The sequence below is a fragment of the Pseudomonas sp. HS6-2 genome (assembly GCF_049325675.2).
In the GTDB taxonomy this organism is placed as follows: domain Bacteria; phylum Pseudomonadota; class Gammaproteobacteria; order Pseudomonadales; family Pseudomonadaceae; genus Aquipseudomonas; species Aquipseudomonas putida_N.
The window spans coordinates 6152606-6166790 of the sequence record NZ_CM143906.1 but is presented as its reverse complement, the minus strand read 5'-3'; the positions used below and the strand labels follow the sequence as shown (position 1 = coordinate 6166790).

Below are 14185 nucleotides of genomic sequence, written 5' to 3'. Positions count from 1 at the left end.
GCCTCAATGCGGGGCGTTGAGTTGCGACGCCAGATCCCGCAACAAGGCCTCGGCCTCGAGCACCTTGTTCACCGCTTCCTCCGCCTTGTCCCGGGTGAGCCCCAGGCGCTCCAGCAGTTCATCGGGAATCTGCTCCTGTGGCCCCGAACCAATCCCCCGCGAGCGCAACAGGCGAGTTGCCAGGCACACCAGGTTGGGGTACGCCGAGTATTCGCCGTCATACGCCGGGTCATGCTGGAAACGCAGCGCGGTCGACAACTCTTCGGGCATGTCCCAAAGCTTCATCAGCCAGGCGCCGATCTGCTCGCGGCTGATGCCCAGCAGGTGTTGTTCCACGTAGGTGTGGCACAGGTGCGGGTTGACCTCCAGATGGCGGCAGATCAACGAGAAGTGCGGTGGGAATACATGCGCCAGCAGCAGGTAGCCGAAGTTGTGCAGCAGCCCTGCCAGGTAGGTCAGGCCGGCTTCCGGGCGTTCGGCGCGCGGCATGGCGCGGGTCAGGCCTTCGATGATGGCTGCGGTGTAGATCGACTGCTGCCAGTACGGCGTGGCCTGCTGCGGGTGGTCCTTGGGCAGGCTCAGCGTCTTGCCCAGCGCCAGGCCAAGGGCCAGGTTGATCACCAGGTCGAAGCCCAGTACTCGGACAATGGCGTCTTCTACCGAGCGGATCTTGCCGGGTGAGGCGTAGTAGGGTGAAGCGGCCCAGCTGACCACCTGGGCGGCCAGGGCCGGGTCGGTTTCGACCACGCCGGTGATGTCGTCGATGCTGGCGTTGGGGTCGACCCGCAGCTTGATGATCTTCTGTGCGGTGTCAGCCAGTGGCGGGATCTCGATGGTCTCTTCCAGGCGCTTCTGGATGCGCCGGGCCGTGAAGGCCTGGACTGCCTGGGTGATTTCCTTGGGGTCGTCATCCGGACGATCGAGGTTGGGGCGGATATCGCGCACAGGTTGGCCGAAAGTGCCGGCACTGGCCTTGGCGAGCATGCGCTTGAAATCATCACGGCGCACTTTCAGCAGCAGGCCGTCCTCACCGGACTGGATGAACAGGTCTTCGGCCTCGAGCAGCTTGCCTTCGTACAGGCAGGGCGAGCTGGTCAGGGCCGGAATGGCCGGCAAGGCCTTGAGCTGGTGCTTGTCGAGCATCTGCTTGAGGCGTGGCAACGGCACGGCCTTGAGCTTGCGACCGGTCAACTCTTCGAGACGGTTGAGGTCCAGTAGCTTGCTCTGCGGGAACAGCACCAGCAGGGCGCCGATCTCGTCGTCGAGCAGGACCGCCTGCACTCGGGACGCGGCTGGCAGCTCCGGATGTTCCGCTACCTCTTCGAAGGCAACGCGCACTTTTTCGAGCAACAGCCGGATGACAGACGGTGCGTGTGGGGTTGCGGTGTCCAGGGCAACTTCAGTCATGGTCTGTATCCACAAATTCTTTTAAACGCGAAGTATAACCAGCCTGTTGGCAAAGCTGGGTCCATTCTGGTACAGGCGTCACACCTGCCCATATTGTTGACCGTGGCGCAGCCAGCGATCGAGCAGCGGGCTGACGTGGTCGGGCCAGCGCGCCAGTAGCGCCTGGGCCGCGTCACGCACGGCCGGTAGCAGGTCGGCGTCGCGCATCAGGTCGGCGACCTTGAACTGCAGCAGGCCGGTCTGGCGTGTGCCGAGCATTTCGCCGGGCCCGCGCAGCTCAAGGTCTTTCTCGGCGATGATGAAGCCATCGTTGGTTTCCCGCATGATGCCCAGGCGTTCGCGGCCGATCTGCGACAGCGGCGGGTGATACAGCAACACGCAGTGGCTCACCGCGCTGCCTCGGCCAACCCGGCCACGCAGCTGGTGCAGCTGGGCCAGGCCCAGGCGTTCGGGGTTCTCGATGATCATCAGGCTGGCGTTGGGCACGTCCACACCGACCTCGATCACCGTGGTGGCGACCAGCAGTTGCAGGTTGCCTTGCTTGAACTCGGCCATGACCTCGGCCTTTTCTGCCGGCTTCATGCGGCCGTGGATCAGGCCCACGCGCAGTTCGCCGAGTGCGCTGCCAAGCTCTTCGTAAGTGCTCTCAGCCGCTTGACAGGTCAGCTCTTCGGATTCTTCGATCAGCGTGCAAACCCAATAGGCCTGGCGCCCTTCGGCACAGGCGGCGCGAACCCGCTCGACCACTTCGAAGCGGCGGCTGTCGGCGACCAGCACGGTATTCACTGGCGTGCGCCCTGGCGGCAGCTCGTCGAGTACCGAGGTGTCGAGATCGGCATAGGCGCTCATGGCCAGAGTGCGTGGGATTGGCGTGGCGGTCATGATCAGCTGGTGCGGGCACAGCTCGCCGGCCACGCCTTTCTTGCGCAGCGCCAGGCGCTGCTGCACGCCGAAGCGGTGCTGTTCGTCGATGATCGCCAGGGCCAGGTGCTTGAAGCGAACTTCTTCCTGGAACAGCGCGTGGGTACCGACCACCATCGGCGCACCGCCGGCGATCTGCTCCAGCGCGCTGGCGCGGGCCTTGCCCTTGAGCTTGCCGGCCAGCCAGGCGACTTCGATGCCTAGCGGCTCCAGCCAGCGCTTGAAGGTGATGTAATGCTGTTCGGCCAGGATTTCGGTAGGCGCCATCAGCGCCACCTGGTAGCCGGCTTCCAGGGCCTGCAGTGCGGCGAGGGCGGCGACTACGGTCTTGCCGGCGCCGACGTCGCCCTGCACCAGGCGCATCATGGGCTCGTGCTGGCTGAGGTCATAGGCGATTTCGTTGGCTACCCGCTGCTGCGCCCCGGTCGGCTGGAAACCCAGGTTGGCCAGGTACTGTGCCTGCAGGCGCTTGGCCTTGGGCAGTACCGGCGCCCGCAGGCTGCGCAGGCTCTCGCGCAGGCGTTGCTGCGACAGCTGATGGGTCAGCAGCTCTTCGAAGGCCAGGCGGTGCTGGGCCCAGTGCTGGCCTTCGGCAAGCTCGTCGAGGTCGGCATCGGCCGGCGGGTTGTGCAGGTAGCGGATGGCATCATCCAGCGGCGCCAGGTGGTAGTCGCGGGCCAGTTCATCGGGCAGCCAGTCGGGCAAGCTGCGCGGCCCGAGCATCCCCAGGCTCTGCTGGCAGAGCAGGCGCAGGCGCTGTTGGGTGAGGCCTTCAGTTGACGGGTAGATCGGCGTCAGGGTTTGCTCGACCGGTGGCGGCGGCTCGTCGCCATTCAGCGCGCGGTATTCCGGGTGGTAGATTTCCAGGCCCGAGGCGCCGGGGCGGGCTTCGCCGTAGCAGCGCAGGTGGGTGCCGCGCTTGAGGCCTTCCTTCTGCGCGTTGCTGAAGTGGTAGAAGCGCAGGCTCAACACGCCTGTGCCGTCACCCAGGCGTACCACCAGGCTGCGGCGCTTGCCCATGGTTACGTCGGCACCGCTGACCACGCCCTCGATCACCGCGTCCTGGCCCGGGCGCAGCTGGCCGATCGGCACCACGCGGGTACGGTCCTGATAGCGCAGGGGCAGGTGGAACAGCACGTCCTGCAGGTTCTCCAGGCCGACCTTGGCGAGCTTTTCCGCCATGGCATCGCCTACGCCCTTGAGCGCCGTGACCGAGACCTTCGACAGCTCAGTCATGGATCAGGCCGGTTGTTCCACAGGTGGCTTGGCCACCGAGCAGAGGCGGATCGAGTCGGCAAGGATCTCGATCGCCTTCGGCCGCGGGAAACTGGCGCGCCAGGCAATGGCTACGGTACGGAACGGTGCAGGCGGGGAAAGCGGACGCACTTCGATGACCCCAGGCGCATAGTGATGGCTGTGCACGGCCGACAGCGGCAGGATCGACACCCCCAGGCCGGACGCGACCATGTGGCGGATGGTTTCCAGCGAGCTGGACTCGACCGTGGTGTGCTTGGAGCCTTCGCCACCTTTATTCAGCGTCGGGCAGGCTTCCAGCACCTGGTCGCGGAAGCAGTGGCCCTCGCCAAGCAGCAACAGGCTCCTGTCGTTGAGCATGGCAGTGTCGATGGTCTTCTTCGCCGTCCACGGGTGGTCGGCCGGCATCAACGCACAGAACGGCTCGTCGTACAGCGGCAGGGTCAGCACATCGGCTTCGTTGAACGGCAAGGCGATGATCACTGCATCCAGCTCGCCGTTGCGCAGCTTCTCGCGCAGCACGTGAGTGAAGTTTTCTTCGATATACAGCGGCATCTGCGGCGCCACCCGGTGCAGCTGCGGAATCAGGTGCGGGAACAGGTACGGGCCGACGGTATAGATGGCGCCGACCTTGAGCGGGGCGGTCAGCTGATTCTTGCCAGCCTGGGCCAGCTCGCGAATGCCCTGGGCTTGCTCCAGTACCTTCTGCGCCTGGGCCACGATGCTTTCGCCGACCGGGGTCAGGCGCACCGCGCTCTTGCTGCGCTCGAAGATCAGCACGCCAAGCTCGTCCTCAAGCTTCTTCACGCCGACCGACAGGGTCGGCTGGCTGACGTGGCAGCGCTCGGCAGCATGGCCGAAGTGCTGCTCCTGGGCGAGCGTGACGATGTAGCGTAATTCTGTGAGGGTCATAACGTGCGTCCATGAAGTTGCGGGCCCAGCATAGCGGCTGCAATCGATAGACGCACGTTATCAGACTTGCCGATTTGTGACAGAAACAAAAGTATCAGCGACGGTCCAGCGAGTAGACGAACGGAGCCACTACTTCGATCGTGCCATTGGTCAGCAACTCGGCTGGCGGCTTGGGTACCGTACCGGCGCGGCGGATCATTTCCATGGTCGCCCGGTCCAGGGCCGCGCTGCCGGAGCCGCCTGCCATGGAGTAGGACACCACCTTACCTTCGGCGTCGACCACGAAGCGCAGGCGGTTGATGCCTTGCAGGCCGCGACGGCGAGCGTCCTCCGGATAGCGCTTGTACTTCGCCAGGTGGCGCAGCAAGTCGCTCTGCCAGGTTGGCAGCGCCTGGCTGTTGGAAGCGATGCTTGGCGCCGGTGCCGCCGACTTCTGCGGTGGCGTGTTGCTTGGCGGCGTATCGGCTACCTGTTCCTTGGCCGGTGGCTCATCCTTCGGCGGCTCAGGCTTCTTCTCAGGCTTCGGTGGCTGAGGTTTGGGCTTCGGCTTGGGCGGCTTGGCGATGGCGATCTTCGGTTTCGGCGCCTCGACCAGCTTGGGCAGCGGTGGTTCTTCTACCGGTGCCGGTGGCTGTGGGGCGGCTTTCGGTGGTGGCGGCGGCGCGGGCTCGGGCAGCGGTGCCAGCTCGACCATCATGGCTGCCGGGGGCAGCTCGACGGCCTGGGGCACCGACCAGTCGAGCGTCAGCAGCACGGCGCCCACGTGCACGCCCAGCACGATCGCCAGGCTGCCCCCGTAGCGCGCCACGTTTGAGCGCGGTTTCGTCATTTCTTGGCTGCCGTCTCGAGACCTACCAGACCGACCTTGAGGTAGCCGGCCGCGCGCATGTTGTTCATCACTTCCATCAGGTCACCGTAATCCACGCCCTTGTCGGCCTGGAAGAAGATGGTGGTTTCCTTGTCGCCCTTGGTCTTGGCGTCGAGCATCGGGCCAAGCTGTTCGGGAACAGGTACCTGATCGTCGCCGACATACAGCTTCTGGTCGGCCTTGACGCTGACGAACACTGGTTTCTCGGGCCTCGGTGCCGGCTTGGCAGTCGAGGCCGGCAGGTCGACCTTGATGTCGACCGTGGCCAACGGGGCTGCGACCATGAAGATGATCAGCAGCACCAGCATCACGTCGATGAACGGCGTAACGTTGATTTCGTGGTTTTCGGCGAGGTCGTCGCCACCTTCGTTCAGATGCAGGCCCATGGTTTACCCCACTTTCACCATGTGCGGGGCGGCGCGGTCGCCACCCTGGTGGTCCAGATCACGGCTGACCAGCAGCAACACCTGGGCGGAGGCGTCGGACACCTGTGCCTTGTAGCCGGCGATGGAGCGGGCGAAGACGTTGTAGATGACCACGGCCGGGATCGCTGCGACCAGGCCCAGTGCAGTGGCCAGCAGGGCCTCGGCGATACCTGGGGCAACTACAGCCAGGTTGGTGGTCTGGGTCTTGGCGATGCCGATGAAGCTGTTCATGATGCCCCACACGGTACCGAACAGGCCGACGAACGGCGCGGTAGAGCCGATGGTGGCGAGCACGCCGGTGCCGTTGCTCATGGCGCGACCGCTGGCGGCTACCAGGCGCTCCAGGCGGAAGCTGACGCGTTCCTTGATGCCTTCTTTCTCGCGGGCATTGGCCGACAGGCGCATCTCTTCGAGGGCGTCGTGGACCAGGATGTGGGCCAGGGTGCCTTCTTTATTGGCGACGGTGCTGGCTTCTTTCAGGCTCACCGACTTCTTCAGGGCGGCAATCTCGCCACGCAGGCGGCGCTTGGCGCCCATCAGCTCGAAGCCCTTGGCGATCCAGATGGTCCAGGTGATGATCGAGGCGATGGCCAGGCCGATCATCACGATTTTCACGACGATGTCAGCGTTCTTGTACATGCCCCATGGGGACAGGTCGTGGGCCATGCCCAGCGAGGTGTCTTCAACCAGTTGCTGAACGGCTGGGTCAGCGGCGACAGGTGCATCGACCGGCGTGGCGGCCTGGCCTTCGACCGCAGTGGGTGCTGGAGTGGCAGGGGTGGCCAAAGCGGCAGCAGCTGGGGCGGCGGTGTTGGCGGCAGGCTCATCGGCCATGGCCACCGGGGCCAGCACCAGGCTAAGCAGCAGCGCGGCGATGGCGCGCCAGGCGCGCGACGGGGTTGGCGAAGCGGAAAGTTGAGTACGTGTCATGCTGGCCGGACCTGATGAAGAAGAAAGTGTACGTTCTCCACGGCCTCGAGATCGGCCGAGAACAGATAGGGGTGCCATTATTGCAAGTAATTCTTGTTAACAAAAGTAATCTTGTTGCTTTTTTCACCTGCGGTCTAGCCGCCTATCGTGTAATACGGCTAGCCTGATCCTTTGGTCTAGGGAGTATTGTGATGTCAGGCCTTTGCGCAATTATCGTGGGATGTGGTGATGTAGGCGGCCGTCTGGCCCGCCAGCTGCTGGCCAAAGGCTGGCAAATCAGTGGCCTCCGCCGCTCGGTCGAGCAACTGCCCGAGGGCATCGCGCCCATCGCTGCCGACCTGTCCGACCCTGCCATTCCACAGGCATGGCCACAGCGTTCGCCGGACTACCTGGTGTACTGCGTCGCCGCCAGCCAGCATGATGAGGCTGGCTATCAAGCCGCTTACGTCGACGGTATGCGCCATGTACTGGCGTGGCTGGCCGAGCGTGGTCAGCGCCCACGGCGCTTGCTGTTCGTCTCCAGCAGCAGCGTGTTCGCGCAAAAGGAAGGCGAATGGATCGACGAAACCGCGCCCACCGAACCTGAAGGTTATTCCGGGAAGGTGATGCTTGAGGCCGAAAGATTGGCGCTGGCCAGCGGCATGCCTGCCAGCGTGATTCGCCTGACCGGCATCTACGGCCCGGGTCGCGAGTGGCTGCTGAGCCAGGTGCGGCAAGGCTATCGGGTGGCCGAGGAGCCGCCGCTGTATGGCAATCGGATTCATGCCGAGGATGCAGCGAGCCTGATGGCGTTCCTGCTGCAGGCCGATGCCGAAGGTGTGGCGCTTGAGGATTGCTACATCGGCGTCGATGACGACCCGGCACCGCTGGCCGATGTTGTGGCCTGGCTGCGCGAGTACATGGGTGTTACCGAGTGGTCCGATGAGCAGCGGGTGCGCCGTACTGGCAGCAAGCGTTGCAGCAATGCCCGGGTGCGGGCGTTGGGCTGGGCGCCGGAGTATCCGAGCTACAAGGAAGGCTATGCGGCGATTCTGGAAGGCAAAAGCTGAATTCGCTGCTTGGCTGGTTTTTTGTAGGAGCGGGCTTGCCCCGCGAACACCGGCAAAGCCGGTGTCAGGCTCCGCGGGGGGCTTCTTCGCGGGACAAGCCCCCTTCTGCAGGGGCAGCGTTCGGTTTGAGAGCGGTCTTCAGTCCCGCTCCAGCACCCACTGCTGTGCGCCGGCTGCAAGCTGCGGAATCTCGTCCGCCTGGGCAGTGTTGATCGCCTGGAAGATTGCGATCTTGTCGCCATCACGCTTGAAGATGAACGGCGCGCCGCGCTGATTGCGCTCCAGCCACAGGCTGTCGTTGTTGCCACCCATGCTGGCGCAGTCGCCGGCCAGGCACAGGGCAAAACGGTCCGGGCCTGGCAGGCCGGTGACGTTGCCGGTATCGCTGAAGTGTACGGTGGCGCCCTTGCCCTGACCTTCGATGATCTTCCAGTCGCCACCGAGGTAGGCTTGGTACAGCGCCTTCTCGAAGCTGCCACCCAGCGGCGTATTGCCAGGTTGCTTGGCGCGCACGAAGGTCTGCTTGGTGCCGCTCTGGTCGGTGGCTTCGAGTTCGTCGCCGTCGAGTGCCAGCAATTCAGTCTGGCCGCCCGGGAAGCTGGCCTGCCATTGCTTGTCGTTGGCGCTCAGTTGGCCGTCGGCCGCCTCGAAGCCATTGCTGTAGCTGGCTCGCTGGCTGCTCACATCGAGCTTCCACTCGAATACCGGGCCGTGTTCGTTCAGGGCTTGGCGCAGGCTGTCGCCCTTGATGGCGGCCTTGATGGCGTCCTGGTTGATCCAGGTGCCGTTGAAATCTTCGGGTTTGTGGCTGGCGCAGCCGCCCAGAAGCAGGGCTGCCAGCGCGATGGGCAGTGCTTGACGCATGACGGGATAACCTTGCAGAGGAGGGTGACGGGCAAGGTGCCCGTCACCAGGGGCATCATTCGATGACCAGAATGGCGTCCATTTCGACCTGGGCGCCTTTCGGCAGTGCAGCAACGCCGATGGCGGCGCGGGCTGGGTACGGCTGTTCGAAGTAGCGGCCCATCACCTCGTTGACCTTGGCGAAGTGGCTCAGATCGGTGAGGAAGATGTTCAGCTTGACGATGTCCTTGAACGAACCGCCAGCCGCTTCAGCCACGGACTTGAGGTTCTCGAACACCTGCACGGTCTGGGCTTCGAAGCCTTCGACCAGTTCCATGGTCTTCGGGTCCAGCGGGATCTGGCCCGACATGTAGACGGTGTTGCCGGCCTTGATCGCCTGGGAGTAGGTGCCGATAGCGGCAGGGGCCTTGTCGCTGTTGATTACGGTCTTGCTCATGATGACTCCTTGCGGTTGGCGGACTACGTACGCATGCGGGTGATGCGGACCACGCCGGTCAAGGTACGCAGCTTCTTGATCACACGCGCCAGGTGCACACGGTCGTGCACGCTGACCACCAGTTGGACCACGCTGATACGGCCGTCGCGTTCGTCCATGCTGATCTTCTCGATGTTGCCGTCGGCAGCGTTGACGCTGCTGGCCAGCAGGGCGATCAGGCCGCGCTGGTGTTCAAGCTCGACACGCAGCTCGACGTTGAATTCGCCAGCGATGTCCTTGGCCCACGAGAGCTGTACGCACTTCTCAGGGTTGTGGCGAATTTCGCTGATGTTGCGGCAGTTTTCCAGGTGCACGACCATGCCCTTGCCTGCTGACAGGTGGCCAACGATCGGGTCGCCTGGGATCGGCGTGCAGCACTTGGCGTAGCTCAGCACCAGGCCTTCGGTCCCGCGGATCGCCAGCGGGCCTTCCGGGGCAGGCAGCTGTTCGCCTTCGGCCGACAGCAGGCGGCGGGCGACCACGTAGGCCATGCGGTTGCCCAGGCCGATGTCTTCGAGCAGGTCTTCGATCAGCTCCAGGCGGTACTCGGCGAGAATCGCCTGGATACGCTCCTGAGGGATTTTCTCCAGGCTGCTGTCGAAGCCAGTCAGCACCTTGTTCAGCAGGCGCTCGCCGAGGCTGATCGACTCGGAGCGGCGCTGCTGCTTGAGGGCATGGCGAATGTGCGTGCGTGCCTTGCCGGTGACCACGAAATTGAGCCAGGCCGGATTCGGTCGTGCGCCCGGGGCGCTGACGATTTCCACCGTCGAGCCGCTCTGCAGCGGCTCGGACAGTGGTGCCAGGCGGCGGTTGATGCGGCAGGCGATGCAGCTGTTGCCAACGTCGGTGTGCACCGCGTAGGCGAAGTCGACGGCGGTGGAGCCTTTGGGCAGCTCCATGATCCGCCCTTTGGGCGTGAACACGTAGACCTCGTCCGGGAACAGGTCGATCTTCACGCTTTCGATGAATTCCAGCGAGTTGCCGGCACGTTGCTGCAGCTCGAGGATGCCCTTGACCCACTGACGCGCCCGGGCATGGCTGCCCTTGGGTTGCTCGTCCTCGTTGGACTTGTACAGCCAGTGTGCGGCGATGCCGTTGTTAGCCATCTCTTCCATCTCGCGGGTGCGGATCTGGATTTCGATGGGCACGCCGTGCATGCCGAACAGCGTGGTGTGCAACGACTGGTAGCCGTTGGCCTTGGGGATCGCGATGTAATCCTTGAAGCGACCGGGCAGTGGCTTGTACAGGTTGTGCACGGCGCCGAGCACGCGGTAGCAGGTGTCGACTTTGTCGACGATGATGCGGAAGGCGTACACGTCCATGATCTCGTTGAAGGCGCGGCGCTTGCCACGCATCTTCTTGTAGATGCCATAGAGGTGTTTCTGCCTGCCGCTGACCTCGCCCTCGATGCCGTCTGCGGCCAGGCAGTTGGCCAGCGAGTGCTCGATCTTGGCGACGATCTCTTTACGGTTGCCGCGTGCGCTCTTCACCGCCCGGTGGATCAGCGACGAACGCATCGGGTGCATGGCCTTGAAGCCGAGGTCCTCGAACTCCACGCGCACAGTGTGCATCCCCAGGCGGTTAGCGATGGGGGCGTAGATCTCGAGGGTTTCCTTGGCGATGCGCCGGCGTTTTTCGCCAGACAGCACTTCAAGGGTGCGCATGTTGTGCAGGCGATCGGCCAGCTTGACCAGGATCACGCGAATATCGCGGGCCATGGCCATGGCCATCTTCTGGAAGTTTTCGGCCTGCGCCTCGGCCTTGGTCTCGAAGTTCATCTGGGTCAGCTTGCTGACCCCATCGACCAGTTCGGCCACGGTCTCGCCAAACTGCTGGCAGAGGGCTTCCTTGGCGATGCCGGTGTCTTCGATCACGTCGTGCAGCATGGCGGCCATCAGGCTCTGATGGTCCATGTGCATGTCGGCGAGAATGCTGGCCACGGCCAGCGGATGGGTCACGTAGGGCTCGCCGCTGCGGCGGCGCTGCCCGTCGTGTGCCTGTTCGGCGTAGAAATAGGCGCGGCGAACCAGGTTGACCTGTTCGGGGCCCAGGTAGGTCGACAGCCGTTCGGCTAAGGCTTCTATGCCCGGCATGGTTTCACCTCTTGCCGAGGAAGAGGGCCTTGTGCCGCGCGACGTCGACAGGGCATCGATCAGACAGCCTCGTTGGACTCGTCCTCGAACGCGGCGAAGACCGGATCCTCGGTGACGATCTCTTCGGCGGCGATGAACTCAGGGGTAACGATACCTTCGGCGATTTCGCGCAGAGCGACCACGGTCGGCTTGTCGTTTTCCCACGCAACGCGTGGCTCTTTGCCGCCGGTAGCCAGCTGACGGGCGCGCTTGGTCGAGAGCATGACCAGCTCAAAACGGTTATCCACGTGTTCCAGGCAGTCTTCAACAGTTACGCGGGCCATGGTCTTCCTCAGTAGCAAATGCGGTAGGCGTGCAGCCCAATATGGGCAGGCGGACTCGATAGTTTAAAAAATCACCAGCCAATAGGGAAGCGCTGTTTTATCGGCTACCCCGTCAGGCCTGCGTATCACCATACCCTGTGGGAGCGGCTTCAGCCGCGAAAGGGCCGGAACAGACACCCTCGATGCATGCCCTGACGATAACCTCAGAGCATCGCATCCCGCAACCGCGGCGTCAGTTCTTCGAACAGCGTCTGCACCGAGCGCAACGCCCGGCAATCCGGCCGGGTCAGCAGCCACAGCTGGGTATCGCAGCCTGGCAGCGGCCCGCTCAACGCGTCGACTCCCGGCAGTGCATCCACCATATAGTCCGGCAATGCCGCCACGCCCAACCCGGTGCTCACCAGCTGGGCGATGGTCGACATGCCACTGCACTGGTAGCGCGGGTTCAGCCCCGGGAATTGCTGGTTGCGCCAGACCACGGTGGGGTGGTCCTGCATGGAATCGTCCGGGGCGATCCACGGCACGCTGCTGGCCGATTCGTTCAGGCGCTCGCGCCACTGCGGCTGACCGCAGATCACATAAGATGTCGAACCCAGACAACGGCCCACCAGATGCTCCGGCGGCGTATTGGTCAGGCGCAGGGCGATATCGGCATCGCGCCGGCTGAGGTTGGCGAAGGTGTTGGAAGTGCCCATCTCCAGCGACAACGCCGGGTAGTTCGGCATGAATGCGGCCAGCGCCGGCAGCAGCAGGCTGTGCATCACCGCCTCGGTGCAGGTCAGGCGCACGGTGCCGCTGACCACTTGCTCGCCGCTGGTCATGGCGATGCGTGCGGCATCCAGCGCCTGCTCGGCGCGCTCGGCCTGCTCGGCCAGGGCCTGGGCCGTGTCGGTCGGCAGGTAGCCTTTGCGGCTTTTCACGAACAGCGCGGTGCCCAGCGCCGACTCCAGCCGGCGAATCGAGCGGAACACGGTCGAAACGTCGACCTTGAGCAGTTCGGCGGCCTTGGCCAGTGAGCGCCCGCGTTCCAGTGCCAGGACCAGGGAAAGGTCGGCGTGAGTAATCTGATATTGCATTGGTGCACGCTCTGCTTGCCGAATTGCCAATGTCTGTTGCATGAGGGCCATTTTATAGTGAAACGGCCCCCGGGAATCAATGCGCCCGGTCGGGTAACCAATCCCCACGATGGGAAAGTGAAAAGAACAACAGCTGCAACCATCGTCGCCCGTGAGGCGCCAGCCGTATCCCCACATCGCCGCAGCAAATCATAGGATGTAAGCCATGACGTCGGTCACCCCGTGCGCCAGTACTTCCAGCGAGATGAATGACTTCCTTCAGGCCCATCCGGATACGCAGTACGTCGATCTGCTGATTTCCGACATGAACGGCGTGGTACGCGGCAAGCGCATCGAGCGCGCCAGCCTGCACAAGGTGTACGAGAAGGGTATCAACCTGCCGGCCTCGTTGTTCGCCCTCGATATCAATGGCTCGACCGTGGAAAGCACCGGCCTGGGCCTGGACATCGGTGACGCCGACCGTATCTGCTATCCGATTGCCGGTACGCTGTCCGACGAGCCGTGGCAGAAGCGCCCGACCGCGCAGCTGCTGATGACCATGCACGAACTCGACGGTGAGCCGTTCTTCGCCGACCCGCGCGAAGTGCTGCGCCAGGTGGTGAGCAAGTTCGACGCCATGGGCCTGGATATCTGCGCCGCGTTCGAGCTCGAGTTCTACCTGATCGACCAGGACAACCTCAACGGCCGCCCGCAGCCGCCACGCTCGCCAATCTCGGGCAAGCGCCCACAGTCGACCCAGGTGTACCTGATCGACGACCTCGACGAATACGCCGACTGCCTGCAGGACATGCTCGAAGCGGCCAAGGAACAAGGCCTGCCAGCCGATGCCATCGTCAAGGAAAGTGCCCCGGCGCAGTTCGAAGTCAATCTGCACCATGTGGCCGACCCGATGAAGGCCTGCGACTATGCGATTCTGCTCAAGCGCCTGATCAAGAACGTCGCGTACGACCATGAGATGGACACCACGTTCATGGCCAAGCCCTACCCGGGCCAGGCGGGCAATGGCCTGCACGTGCACATTTCGTTGCTGGACAAGAAAACCGGCAAGAACATCTTCGCCAATGAAGACCCGCTGCAAAGCGACGCCCTGCGCCACGCCATCGGCGGTGTGCTCGAGACAATGCCGGCGTCGATGGCCTTTCTGTGCCCGAACATCAACTCCTACCGCCGCTTCGGTGCGCAGTTCTACGTACCGAACGCGCCGAGCTGGGGCCTGGACAACCGCACCGTGGCCGTGCGCGTACCGACCGACAGCAGCGATAACGTGCGCATCGAGCACCGCGTGGCCGGTGCCGATGCCAACCCGTACCTGATGCTGGCGGCCATCCTTGCCGGCATCCACCACGGCCTGACCAGCAAGATCGAGCCGGGTGCACCGATCGAAGGCAACTCCTACGAACAGCTGGAGCAGAGCCTGCCGAACAACCTGCGCGACGCCCTGCGTGCGCTGGATGACAGCGAAGTTCTCAACCAATACATCAGCCCGGACTACATCGACATCTTCGTGGCCTGCAAGGAAAGTGAGCTGGCCGAGTTCGAAGTTTCGATTTCCGACCTCGAGTACAACTGGTACCTGCACACGGTGTAA

Annotated in this window: 13 protein-coding genes; 2 read left to right on the top strand and 11 right to left on the bottom strand. The window is 63.8% G+C overall.

Features of this window, described 5'->3' with window-relative positions:
- Positions 1 to 3 precede the first annotated feature (3 nt).
- The 6 genes from ACOKS3_RS28885 to exbB form a co-directional block, all read right to left on the bottom strand.
- Positions 4 to 1407, bottom strand: a complete 1404-nt coding sequence (locus tag ACOKS3_RS28885; RefSeq protein ID WP_103448460.1) for an aminoacyl-tRNA deacylase and HDOD domain-containing protein — start codon at positions 1405 to 1407, stop codon at positions 4 to 6.
- A gap of 78 nt (positions 1408 to 1485) precedes the next feature.
- Positions 1486 to 3564, bottom strand: coding sequence for an ATP-dependent DNA helicase RecG (gene recG, locus ACOKS3_RS28880; protein ID WP_103448461.1), 2079 nt, complete (start codon positions 3562 to 3564; stop codon positions 1486 to 1488).
- Positions 3565 to 3567: 3 nt separating this feature from the next.
- Positions 3568 to 4494, bottom strand: coding sequence for a hydrogen peroxide-inducible genes activator (locus ACOKS3_RS28875; protein WP_422763578.1), 927 nt, complete (start codon positions 4492 to 4494; stop codon positions 3568 to 3570).
- 94 nt (positions 4495 to 4588) lie between these two features.
- Positions 4589 to 5323, bottom strand: a complete 735-nt coding sequence (locus tag ACOKS3_RS28870; protein WP_103448463.1) for an energy transducer TonB — start codon at positions 5321 to 5323, stop codon at positions 4589 to 4591.
- The gene (exbD, locus tag ACOKS3_RS28865; protein WP_103448464.1) at positions 5320 to 5748 is read right to left on the bottom strand and encodes a TonB system transport protein ExbD; all 429 of its coding nucleotides are present in this window, start codon (positions 5746 to 5748) and stop codon (positions 5320 to 5322) included. Before exbD ends, ACOKS3_RS28870 begins: the two co-directional genes overlap by 4 nt.
- A gap of 3 nt (positions 5749 to 5751) precedes the next feature.
- Positions 5752 to 6717: a tonB-system energizer ExbB gene (exbB, locus tag ACOKS3_RS28860; RefSeq protein WP_422763577.1), complete on the bottom strand. Its 966-nt coding sequence runs from the start codon at positions 6715 to 6717 to the stop codon at positions 5752 to 5754.
- A 191-nt stretch (positions 6718 to 6908) separates the two neighbouring features.
- Here exbB and ACOKS3_RS28855 point away from each other — a divergent pair, with 191 nt between their 5' ends.
- Positions 6909 to 7766, top strand: a complete 858-nt coding sequence (locus ACOKS3_RS28855; RefSeq protein ID WP_103448466.1) for an SDR family oxidoreductase — start codon at positions 6909 to 6911, stop codon at positions 7764 to 7766.
- 138 nt (positions 7767 to 7904) lie between these two features.
- Here ACOKS3_RS28855 and ACOKS3_RS28850 read toward each other — a convergent pair whose 3' ends face one another.
- From ACOKS3_RS28850 to ACOKS3_RS28830, 5 genes are all read right to left on the bottom strand, one after another.
- On the bottom strand, positions 7905 to 8630 hold the full coding sequence (locus tag ACOKS3_RS28850; protein ID WP_103448467.1) for a hypothetical protein: 726 nt from the start codon (positions 8628 to 8630) through the stop codon (positions 7905 to 7907).
- A 55-nt stretch (positions 8631 to 8685) separates the two neighbouring features.
- Positions 8686 to 9066, bottom strand: coding sequence for a RidA family protein (locus ACOKS3_RS28845; protein ID WP_043199829.1), 381 nt, complete (start codon positions 9064 to 9066; stop codon positions 8686 to 8688).
- Positions 9067 to 9089: 23 nt separating this feature from the next.
- Positions 9090 to 11198 carry a bifunctional GTP diphosphokinase/guanosine-3',5'-bis pyrophosphate 3'-pyrophosphohydrolase gene (gene spoT, locus ACOKS3_RS28840; protein ID WP_103448468.1) on the bottom strand — a complete coding sequence of 703 codons (2109 nt, stop codon included), beginning with the start codon at positions 11196 to 11198 and terminating at the stop codon, positions 9090 to 9092.
- Between the two features lie 59 nt (positions 11199 to 11257).
- Complete coding sequence (gene rpoZ, locus ACOKS3_RS28835) at positions 11258 to 11521, bottom strand: DNA-directed RNA polymerase subunit omega (RefSeq protein WP_016394025.1); 264 nt, start codon at positions 11519 to 11521, stop codon at positions 11258 to 11260.
- 203 nt (positions 11522 to 11724) lie between these two features.
- On the bottom strand, positions 11725 to 12597 hold the full coding sequence (locus tag ACOKS3_RS28830; protein WP_422763576.1) for a LysR family transcriptional regulator: 873 nt from the start codon (positions 12595 to 12597) through the stop codon (positions 11725 to 11727).
- A gap of 205 nt (positions 12598 to 12802) precedes the next feature.
- Here ACOKS3_RS28830 and ACOKS3_RS28825 point away from each other — a divergent pair, with 205 nt between their 5' ends.
- Complete coding sequence (locus ACOKS3_RS28825) at positions 12803 to 14185, top strand: glutamine synthetase family protein (protein ID WP_103448470.1); 1383 nt, start codon at positions 12803 to 12805, stop codon at positions 14183 to 14185.

Coding starts and splice junctions, on each gene's coding strand:
- ACOKS3_RS28885 (WP_103448460.1), bottom strand. CDS start 1,407: ATGACTGAAGTTGCCCTGGACACCGCAACCCCACACGCACCGTCTGTC.
- recG (WP_103448461.1), bottom strand. CDS start 3,564: ATGACTGAGCTGTCGAAGGTCTCGGTCACGGCGCTCAAGGGCGTAGGC.
- ACOKS3_RS28875 (WP_422763578.1), bottom strand. CDS start 4,494: ATGACCCTCACAGAATTACGCTACATCGTCACGCTCGCCCAGGAGCAG.
- ACOKS3_RS28870 (WP_103448463.1), bottom strand. CDS start 5,323: ATGACGAAACCGCGCTCAAACGTGGCGCGCTACGGGGGCAGCCTGGCG.
- exbD (WP_103448464.1), bottom strand. CDS start 5,748: ATGGGCCTGCATCTGAACGAAGGTGGCGACGACCTCGCCGAAAACCAC.
- exbB (WP_422763577.1), bottom strand. CDS start 6,717: ATGACACGTACTCAACTTTCCGCTTCGCCAACCCCGTCGCGCGCCTGG.
- ACOKS3_RS28855 (WP_103448466.1), top strand. CDS start 6,909: ATGTCAGGCCTTTGCGCAATTATCGTGGGATGTGGTGATGTAGGCGGC.
- ACOKS3_RS28850 (WP_103448467.1), bottom strand. CDS start 8,630: ATGCGTCAAGCACTGCCCATCGCGCTGGCAGCCCTGCTTCTGGGCGGC.
- ACOKS3_RS28845 (WP_043199829.1), bottom strand. CDS start 9,066: ATGAGCAAGACCGTAATCAACAGCGACAAGGCCCCTGCCGCTATCGGC.
- spoT (WP_103448468.1), bottom strand. CDS start 11,198: ATGCCGGGCATAGAAGCCTTAGCCGAACGGCTGTCGACCTACCTGGGC.
- rpoZ (WP_016394025.1), bottom strand. CDS start 11,521: ATGGCCCGCGTAACTGTTGAAGACTGCCTGGAACACGTGGATAACCGT.
- ACOKS3_RS28830 (WP_422763576.1), bottom strand. CDS start 12,597: ATGCAATATCAGATTACTCACGCCGACCTTTCCCTGGTCCTGGCACTG.
- ACOKS3_RS28825 (WP_103448470.1), top strand. CDS start 12,803: ATGACGTCGGTCACCCCGTGCGCCAGTACTTCCAGCGAGATGAATGAC.